Genomic DNA, 1,199 nt, shown 5'->3' with positions numbered 1-1,199 from the left:
CCCTACAAATCTCAATTTGCATTAAGAAATGTATTTCTGATGGGATGTTTTTACATTACTCTGATTTACCATAGCATATTGCATGGTTGTATCTATTTGGGAATGGCCTAGTATTTTCTGCACCTGTTCTATAGGCATTCCCTTATCTATGGCTCTAGTTGCCATCGTACGACGAAATTTATGAGGATGAATTTTATTCAGATTAACACTGCGTCCCAAGGCTCGCATTCGTATCTCAACACCACTGATTTTCAATCTATCATACGGTGCATCAAGTGTCACAAATAATGCTTTGTTATTATCCACCCTACTATCAATATATTTCAATAAATGCAGTTTGGCTTTAGCATCAAAATATACCCGGCGCTCCTTGCCACCTTTACCAAAAACCACACACTCACGAGCCGCAAAATCTACATCATTTATATTTAGATTAACCAGTTCGCCTACACGAATACCTGTAGAATATAATAAGTCAATCATTGCTAAGTCACGGCTACAGTCACACTTATCCCTTAGTTTTTCTATTTCTTCATCTGAAATAATCTCCTTAACCTGCTGGTTAGTCTTTATCTTATGTATACGCCGCATAGGACTTTTCAAAATATAGTTTTCTTCTTCAAGCCAGGAAAAGAAGCTGGAAATATTCCGTCTAACATTATCCACAGTAACCTTACTGCAATTATTTATCTTCTGATAATCTGACAAATAACTCCTCATATCCTCAGTTGTAATCTTTCTGATTGGACTCGAAACACTTTGCAGCATTTTCTCAATGGTCATGCGATAAAACTTTATTGTCCTATCTGAGCAACCCTCTATCTGTTTCGCATCCAAAAACATTTTCAAAAAATCATTATTTGAGATTTCACAAACTGTTTCAGCCTTTTCAGTGAAGTTCTTCAACATAACTTCCTGTAATTTTCTCATCTGGGCAATCGACAAATATTCGGACATTTCATTTAATATTGCTGATACTTTTTCTTCCATGTTGGTATCTCCCTTCCAAGATACCACCATCAACCAACCATAACTATTCTATTAGTGTAAACCTACATTTAACATACTAATTATTGATTTTGCTGACCTCAGCAAAATCGTTAAAAAGTGAATTTAACCAAAATACTCTTGCATTAAACTATCAAACAACAGCTGTGTTTCGTCTAATGCCTTTTGCACGGCAACTTTTGATTTGTTGA

General features: G+C 35.4%; 1 protein-coding gene. It reads right to left on the bottom strand.

Features of this window, described 5'->3' with window-relative positions; genetic code table 11:
• Positions 1-21: 21 nt before the first annotated feature.
• Entirely contained in the window at positions 22-990 is a 969-nt protein-coding gene (gene xerA / locus B6K08_RS13475; RefSeq protein ID WP_039205786.1) for a site-specific tyrosine recombinase/integron integrase, read from the bottom strand.
• Positions 991-1,199: the final 209 nt, after the last annotated feature.

The sequence above is a fragment of the Anaerovibrio lipolyticus DSM 3074 genome, assembly GCF_900141865.1.
Classification (GTDB): Bacteria; Bacillota; Negativicutes; order Selenomonadales; family Selenomonadaceae; genus Anaerovibrio; species Anaerovibrio lipolyticus.
The sequence above is the reverse complement of the archived record's forward strand: the minus strand, read 5'-3'. Positions and strand labels throughout refer to the sequence as shown.